Genomic DNA, 7828 nt, shown 5'->3' with positions numbered 1-7828 from the left:
CGCTTCTTCATGTATTACAACCGCACAAGGCTCCACAGCTACAACGGTTACCTATCACCGATAGCTATGGAGCAAAAGGCGGCATAAACACCGTAACCGGTGTCCGGAATTACTTGACCAGTTCAGCCTGGCTCCTACGGGGGAGGGCGTCCTCAAGAGCGCTTTCGCCGGCAAGCCTGGCTCCTACGGTGGAGGGCGTTTTCAAGAGCGCTTTCGCCGGCAAGCCTGGCTCCCACGGGGGAGGGCGTTTGCAAGATTGCTTTCGCCGGCAAGCCTGACTCCTACCGGGGCGGGCGGGGTATCAGACAGGGGCCATTTCGGTGATGACCTTGCCGCTTTCCATGCGCACCAACTGATCCGCCACATCGAAATAACGGTCATCGTGGGAGATCACGATGATGGTCTTGCCCAGGCGCTTGAGGTCCGGCAGCAGCTCGGTGTAGAAGATCCGGCGGAAGGTCGGGTCCTGGTCGGCCGCCCATTCATCGAACACCAGCACCGGGCGTTCCTCGAGCCAGGCATTGACCAGGGCCAGGCGCTTGCGCTGGCCGGTGGAGAGGTCGGTGGTGGTGAAATTGCCGTCCTTGACGCTGACCTTGTGCGCGATCTCCAGGCGTTGCAGGTATTTGTTGGCGTCTTCGGGGATGTGCGTATCGCCCTGGACCACGTCATCGAACAGGTAGTAGTCGGCGAAGATGGTGGTGAACAACTGGCGATAGTCGTCGCGATTCTGCGCGTCGATGCCCACGCCGTTGACGCGGATTTCACCCTGCTGCGGCGTGTACAGCCCCAGCAGCAACTTGATCAGCGTGGTCTTGCCGCAACCGTTCTCGCCGACGATGAAGGTGATGTCGCCTTGCTTGATGGTCAGGTTGACCGGCCCCAACTGGAACGGCGCGGCACCTTCGGCAGCCGGGAACGCGAAACGCACATCGGCCAGTTTCAGTTCGTGCACCACTGGCTGGACGTTGCCCTGATCGCTGAGCAGCAGGTGCGGTTCAGGGGTGGAAAATTGCTCGGACAACTCGGCGATCCGGCGGAAGGCGATCTGCGCACGGCTGACGATCGGCAAGGTGCTGATCAGGTGCTCCAGCGGGCCTTTCATGTACAGCAGCACCAGCACGAAGCCGCTCATCACGGTCTTGTCGGCGCTCGGCCAGTAGGTTTGCAGCGCCAGGGCCAGGCCGATCACCACGAAGAACAGCATCGAGCCAAAGGTCTTGGCGATGACGAAGGTGTTGATCGAGCGCACCTGGGTGTTGCAGATAAACTCGGCGGTGGCCTTGATGCCCGAGACGAACATGCGCTGGCGGCGAGGGCGGTGAATGCGCAGTTCCTTGGCGCCTTCGGCAATCGCGTTGTAGTGCTTTTGCAATTCGTCTTCGGCGTCGCGGGCGGCCATGAAACCCTGCACACCCTTGCTCTGGGCATAGGCCTGGATCGCCGTGCCGATCAGGATCGCGGCGACCATGATCAGGAACATCGGCCACGACAGGATCGCCAGGTAGCCCATGCAACCCAAGGTGACCGTGACGGAAATCGCCAGCGGTGCGAAGGCGAAGGCGAAGTCGCTGATGGTGTCGACGTCGTGGGTCAGCACCGGGATCAGGCGGTGGCTGCGATAGCGCTCGATCTGTTCGATCGGCGCCGACAGGACCTTTTCGCCGAGCTGTTTACGCAGTTTGGCGATGATGTGCTGGCCGACATAGTTGGTGCCGATGTCCGAGCAGATCGAGCTGGCCAGCGCCAGCAGGCACAGGCCGGCGAACAGCGCGACGACGCCTTGGGTCAGGCCGGTTTCCGAATGCAGGGCGTTGTTGATGGTCGCCAGCAATACCGTGACGCTCAGACCGCCGACCATGCCCAGGAAAATGGAGGCGGCGACGATGAGCCGAAAGGGTTTCAACAGGGCGAACAATTCGCCGATGGCGCCACGGGTTGGCTGGGTCATGGAAGACGGTTCCTTGGGTCGTAAAGGCAGATACCCAGTAGAACGTCTGGTGGGATGCTTAATTTACAAGGGCGCCGACTGGTGGTGAGGTAACTGACACTACGCGGACCTGTAGGAGCCAGCGGTGCGGCGATCCGACTTGCCGGCGAAGGCGTCCTAGAGATCGCCTTCGCCGGCAAGCCTGGCTCCTACAGGGGGCGCGTATGGGTTAGAGGTCGCGCACTATGCGAAAGCCCATCCAGTCGCCGCGCTCTTGCGGGTACTGGCTGTTGCGGTTGCCGGAGCGCGAGAACACCGGGGCCTCACCCCAGTCGTTGCCGCGTATGCGCACGGCTTCGCAACTGGCCTCGACCCAGGCGCTGCCATCGGTGGGGGCGCCGACGTAGTCCGGGTGTTCGCAGTCTTCGACCCACTCGTACACATTGCCGTGCATGTCGTACATGCCGAACGCGTTGGGCGGGTAGCTGCCCACCGGCGAGCTGTAGCTGAAGCCGTCCGCCGGACCATAAGTGTTGGCGTGCTTGGCGATGCTGTATTCCTTGCCTTCATCGAACGGGAAGGGGAACGGGCCCTTGGTGCCGCCGCGTGCCGCATATTCGCGTTGCGCTTCGCTGACCATGCGGTACTTCTGTCCGGTCTTTTTCGACAGCCAGGCGACGTAGTTTTTCACGTCGTCGAAATTCATGCACACCGCCGGCTGGCGCGGGCTCTGCGGATAACGTGGCTTGCTGGCGACGCATTCGCGACCGGGGCGGGGGTCGCCATTGGCGATGGTTACCCCACTTTCGCGCACGTAGCTGTCCCATTCGCCGGCGGTGACCTGGAAACGGCTCATGGCGAACGGCTTGGCGAAGGTCACTTCGTGCATCGGACCTTCATCGGGTTCGCGCCCGACTTCATCGGCCGGCGTGCCCATGGTGAAAGTGCCGGCGGGCAGTACCACCATTTCCGGGCAATCGCGGCAGTCCTTGAACACCTTGCCCGGTGACGGCGGGGTGGTGGCCTGGGCGGCGGTTGGCAGCAAACCTGCGAGGATTGCAGTCAGGGTCATGGTCAGCAGATTTCGGTTCATGAGGCATCTCGATTCAAAGAATAACGGCGCGATAACGAACCTGTAGGAGCTGGCTTGCCAGCGAAGAGGTCAGCACATTCAACATTGATGTTGGCTGACCTGACGCATTCGCTGGCAAGCCAGCTCCTACAGGGGGGAGGCGTCATGTGGTCTTGTTCAGTAAGGCCATGAACCGGTCGATGTCGTTTTCAGTGTTGAGCAGGCCGGGGGCGATGCGGATCACCGGGCCGACGTCGCGGTCCACCGAGTCGCAGACCACGCGGTTCTGCATCAGCTGCAGCGCGACTTTTTCGCAGTCCCGATCCTTGATCCGGAAGAAGGTGAAACCGGCTGACATTGCCGGACTTTTCGGGGTGACCAATTCGATCTGCGGCTGCTCCAGCAGACGGTTTTTTGCATAGGTATTGAGCGCGTGGATGCGTGCCTCGACCTCGGCCTTGCCCAATTCCAGGTGCAGCTTGAAGGCCTCGTCCAGCGCCCAGCGATGTTCAAAGCTGTGGTAGCCGCCGGGGGTCATGATGGTCGAAAAGGTGGTGGCCTCAGAGAAGGTCGGGATGGTCGGTGTCACGTCCTTGAGCTCGGCCGAACGGGCGCAGATGATCCCGGTGCCGCGCGGGCCGAACATCCATTTGTGGGTGCCGGCAATGAAGAAGTCGCAGTGCATGTCGGGGAAGTCGAGGTTCTCGACGCCAAAGCCGTGCACACCGTCGACCACATACAGGATGCGGTCCTTCTCGGCGCGATTGCGGTTCTGCTCTGCCACCAGTTTGCCGATCTCGCCGATCGGCAGTTTCACGCCGCTGCCCGATTGCACCCAGGTCATGCCCAGTACGCGGGTTTCGGGGCGAATCCCTTTGGCAATTGTGCCGACAACTTCATCCACCGAAACACTGTGGCTGTGCTCGAACAACTTGAGCTTGCGCACCTTGACCCCATCCTTTTGCTGGCGGTAAGCCAGGGCATAGTGGGTCGCATAGTGTTCGTGTTCGCTGGTGAGGATTTCCTGATCGGGGCGCACATGAATGCCGCCGTAGATCAGCGACAGGCCTTCGGTGGTGCTGCCGGTGAGGGCGATCTGGTCCGGTGCGGCCTTGAGATAACGCCCGGCCCAGACCCGCACCTGGTGCTCGCGTTTTTCGGTTTCGCCCAGGTCCCAGTCCATGGCCAGGCCGGGGTTGCGGTCGAGGTTGGCGCGGTGCATCTCGATCGCCTCGCGCACGGGTCTTGGGTGTGAGGTCACCAGGAAGTTGGCGAAGTGCAGGTAGTTCGGGTCCTGATTGAACAGCTGGCGCAACTGCGCCCATTTGTCCGTGGCCAGCGGTGCCGGGCTGGCGGCCAGCGCCGGCAGGTTCACGGCGGCGCCCATGGGCAGGCTCGCTGCGAGAATGCCGGCCTGTTTGAGGAATGAACGACGGTTGGTCATGAGCTCGGTTCGCTTGTGCAAAAGAGGAGTCAGTGTTTGGCCACGGGCCTGGAGGACTGCTGCACCTGGTCCCAGACCCGCAGGAAATTGCCGCCCCAGAGCTTGGCGATATCGGCTTCGCTATAACCGCGACTGAGCAGCTCGGCCGTCACGTTGCGCCCCTCGCTGACGTCCTTCCAGCCATCGAGGCCGCCGCCGTCGTTGAAGTCGGAACTGATGCCGACGTGGTCGATGCCGATCTTCTTCACCGCATAATCAATGGCGTCGCCGTAGTCCTTCAGCGTGGCCTTGGGTTCTTCGTCGACAATCGCGTAGAGCTCGCTGGCGTACTCGCCGAAGCGTTGCGCGGACCAGACGGTGATCACCGGATCGCCCGGCATCAGCGCCATCTCCAGCCCTTGCAGCGGTTGCAGGTCGAAGCGGGCGCGCAGGGCGTTGAGCTTGTCCTGGGTGGCCTGGCTCAATGGGCGGATGTAGGTCGGGAAGCCGACAATCTGCACCACGCCACCGCTGTTCTTGATCAGCTGCATTTCCTGGTCGCTGAGGTTGCGCGGGATGTCCACCAGCGCCCGTGGCGCCGAGTGCGAGGCGACCATGGGGGTGCGGCTCAATTGGGCGACTTGCTCCAGGGCCTTGGTCGACATCTGCGACACATCGATGATCACGCCGAGGTCGTTGAGGCGGTGCACGGCTTGTTTGCCGATGTCCGACAGGCCGCCGAGGGCGTCCCGGGAATCGTTGAAGAACGGCAGTGGTCGGGATGAATCAGCCCAGGCGTTGTTGCCCACGTAACTGAAGCCGAACATGCGCATGCCGCGAGCCGCCCACTTGTCCAGGGCGTTGAGATCGTTACCCAGAGGATAGGCATTGAGCATGCTCAGGAAGATCGCGAATTTGCCTTCGCCGTGCAGACGGCGGAAATCGTCGGGGGTGTAGGCGATGGCGACCTGGTTGGGGAAGTCGCGCACCATCGTGCTGATGATCTTGTAGCGGGTTTCCTGTTCGAAACGTGCTTCGTCGACGAATCCTTCGGTGGGGCGGTGGGGGGCGTTGTCGCCGTTCCAGATTTCCGGCCAGCCAAAGATGGTCAGGGCCGCACCGGACAACCGTCCGCGCCCGCTCTTGACCAGGTCGAACTGGCCGCTGCCGTCCTTGTCGGCTTCGTTGCCGGCGGTGCCGAAATCCATGGGCACGGTGATGTGGCTGTCGAACGAGAGCATGCGCTCTTGCAGTTCATCGGCCTGTTTCATCACCTTGACCGGGTAGCCGGGGTTGTCCTTGAACCAGTAATCCCAGGCCGCATAGCCTGCACCGGCGCAGATCGCCAGGGCCAGCGGCAGGCCGATGTAGAGCGCCTTTTTCGAACGTGGTTTTGTCATTGCCGTCTCAGTCAGGTTCGTTGGCCCGGCGTGAGTGGGGGCCTTTGCTATCTGGGAGGAACGAGTGATCCTTCCAGAAATTTAGGTGTTCGTACTGGCCCCTTCGCTGGCAAGCCAGCTCCTACAGGGGATTTTCGGTGTTCACACAATCCCCTGTAGGAGCTGGCTTGCCAGCGAAGCTCTTAAATTTTCGGCAGGAGCAACCGTTCTAGCTTGGATAAAGCCTGCTTCATGGCTGACACAGGTAGGGCAATGAGGATTTCTCGACGATGGTTCATGGCAGGTCTGGCGCTCACCGGCGCCGCCGTGCCTGCGGCTTTTTATGGGCATCGTGAATGGACGAAACCGGATCCGACGATCACCCCCGGCGAAGCGTCCTTCGATGTCGCGGATGTCGCCGGCCAGCACCTGGCAAACACCTTGCGCGGGGTCTGGCAGATTCGTTTCGAGGGGCGGGACGCCGGCATCGAAGGCCTGCCCCGGGACGGGCTGGAAGTGTTCCTCGACGTCGGTCATAAAGGACGCGGCTTGATCGGCTTCCTCGACACCGCCGAGCGCCTGCGCGCGAGCGAAGAACCCCGTTACCGGGTACTCGGCGACATGGCCGAGGCCAAGCCCGCAGAATTGAGCTGGCGGCTGGTCAGCGCCAACGCTGCCAGCGGCACGCCGGATTACGAATTCAGCATGGCGCTGGACGAAGTCTGGGCCAGTTTCGGCAACGCGGGCAGCGGCACCCTCAGTGGTCGGGTGTTGAACCTGGATCGGCCGTTGATGATGACCGCCCAGGACAACCGTTTCATCGCGGTCAAGCGTGTGTTCCCCGAAGCCCGCGAGCGCACCGGCCTCAACCCGGCGCTGCTGGCCTGGCTGGTGTCCGCGGAGCATCGTCTGTTTCACCAGCTCTGGCATGCCTCACGGGACAAGTGGCACACCTTGCCCGAAGACAAGCGCGATGCCTTGCGCGGCATCGGCTGGCAGCCCGGCCCTCGTGACAAAGAGCGTGACGCCCGGGGTGCGCGCAAGGACCGCAACGGCTCGGGTGTGGATTTTTTCTTCATGCACCGGCAGATGCTGGGCAAGGCGCGCTCCCTGCAGGACCTGCCGTCCTGGCCGCATTTCCCGTTGCCACAACCGGAGCTGGCGCGCGATCGCATTGGCTTCGCCAATTATTGCGACAACCACGACGGCACAGCGCTGCCGCCCACCTGGCGGGCGGACGACGATGCCGAGTATTCGCAATGGGTCGCCGACATCAAGACTGCCGAGACCTACCACAGCAATTTCCAGGTCTGGGAGTCGCGCTACCGCGATCCGCGCTATCTGTCGAAGCTGACCCTGGGTCAGTTCGGTTCAGAGGTGGAACTGGGGCTGCACGACTGGCTGCACATGCGCTGGGCCTCGGTGCCGCGTGATCCGTCCAACGGCCAGCCGGTGCCATTCGCCCGGGATCCGTCGGACTTTTCCGCGCGCTGGTTTGCGCCGGAAAACGACTTCCTCGGGGATCCGTTTTCGTCCCACGTGAGCCCGGTGTTCTGGCATTTCCACGGCTGGATCGACGATCGCCTGGAAGACTGGTTCCGCGCCCATGAGCGTTTTCATCCGGGGGAGGTCAGTCGGCTGGAGGTCAATGGCGTAGCGTGGTTTGCGCCGGGTCGCTGGGTCGAGATCGACGACCCGTGGCTGGGCCCGGGCACCCACGGCTGCAACACCACGCCGGGGCTGCAGGCGGGCAAGTCGGTGGAAATGGACCCGGAAACCATGAAGCTGGCGTTGCGCATTACCTTTGGCGAGGATGAAAAGAAGCTGGCGGACCTGTTCCGCAAAGTGCCGCAGCGGCCTTGGTATGCGCGGCATTTGAAGGCCAAGCCGATTATCAGTTAAGCAGGATCACCGCGTTATCGTTCAATCGCGAGCAAGCTCGCTCCCACAGGTCTTGGGTGTGCCGGATGATTGGGGCATGACACATACCCTTGTGGGAGCGAGACCGGCTTGCCGGCGAAGGC

Annotated in this window: 5 protein-coding genes; 1 reads left to right on the top strand and 4 read right to left on the bottom strand. The window is 62.4% G+C overall.

Going from position 1 to position 7828, the window contains the following annotated elements:
• Nucleotides 1-301: 301 nt before the first annotated feature.
• The 4 genes from F8N96_RS30825 to pvdM form a co-directional block, all read right to left on the bottom strand.
• A complete protein-coding gene (locus F8N96_RS30825; RefSeq protein ID WP_150801013.1) occupies nucleotides 302-1951 on the bottom strand; it encodes a cyclic peptide export ABC transporter in 1650 nt (549 codons plus the stop codon).
• Between the two features lie 208 nt (nucleotides 1952-2159).
• Nucleotides 2160-3023, bottom strand: coding sequence for a formylglycine-generating enzyme family protein (locus F8N96_RS30815; RefSeq protein WP_150801011.1), 864 nt, complete (start codon nucleotides 3021-3023; stop codon nucleotides 2160-2162).
• 142 nt (nucleotides 3024-3165) lie between these two features.
• Nucleotides 3166-4446 carry an aminotransferase class V-fold PLP-dependent enzyme gene (locus tag F8N96_RS30805; protein ID WP_150801010.1) on the bottom strand — a complete coding sequence of 427 codons (1281 nt, stop codon included), beginning with the start codon at nucleotides 4444-4446 and terminating at the stop codon, nucleotides 3166-3168.
• Between the two features lie 29 nt (nucleotides 4447-4475).
• Nucleotides 4476-5825 carry a pyoverdine-tailoring dipeptidase-like protein PvdM gene (pvdM, locus tag F8N96_RS30800; RefSeq protein ID WP_150801009.1) on the bottom strand — a complete coding sequence of 450 codons (1350 nt, stop codon included), beginning with the start codon at nucleotides 5823-5825 and terminating at the stop codon, nucleotides 4476-4478.
• A gap of 252 nt (nucleotides 5826-6077) precedes the next feature.
• On the opposite strand from pvdM, the gene F8N96_RS30795 reads away from it, so the two are divergent.
• Nucleotides 6078-7706: a PvdJ/PvdD/PvdP-like protein gene (locus F8N96_RS30795; protein WP_150801008.1), complete on the top strand. Its 1629-nt coding sequence runs from the start codon at nucleotides 6078-6080 to the stop codon at nucleotides 7704-7706.
• Nucleotides 7707-7828 lie beyond the last annotated feature (122 nt).

Origin of the sequence: Pseudomonas fluorescens (genome assembly GCF_902497855.1) — a bacterium.
In the GTDB taxonomy this organism is placed as follows: domain Bacteria; phylum Pseudomonadota; class Gammaproteobacteria; order Pseudomonadales; family Pseudomonadaceae; genus Aquipseudomonas; species Aquipseudomonas fluorescens_BI.
Note: the sequence above shows the minus strand (reverse complement) of the source record. Positions and strands in the feature narration are given on the sequence as shown.

What these genes read in the sequence shown, in the direction of transcription:
- F8N96_RS30805 (WP_150801010.1), bottom strand. Translation starts at nt 4,446, where the DNA reads ATGACCAACCGTCGTTCATTCCTCAAACAGGCCGGCATTCTCGCAGCG.
- F8N96_RS30795 (WP_150801008.1), top strand. Translation starts at nt 6,078, where the DNA reads ATGAGGATTTCTCGACGATGGTTCATGGCAGGTCTGGCGCTCACCGGC.
- F8N96_RS30815 (WP_150801011.1), bottom strand. Translation starts at nt 3,023, where the DNA reads ATGAACCGAAATCTGCTGACCATGACCCTGACTGCAATCCTCGCAGGT.
- pvdM (WP_150801009.1), bottom strand. Translation starts at nt 5,825, where the DNA reads ATGACAAAACCACGTTCGAAAAAGGCGCTCTACATCGGCCTGCCGCTG.
- F8N96_RS30825 (WP_150801013.1), bottom strand. Translation starts at nt 1,951, where the DNA reads ATGACCCAGCCAACCCGTGGCGCCATCGGCGAATTGTTCGCCCTGTTG.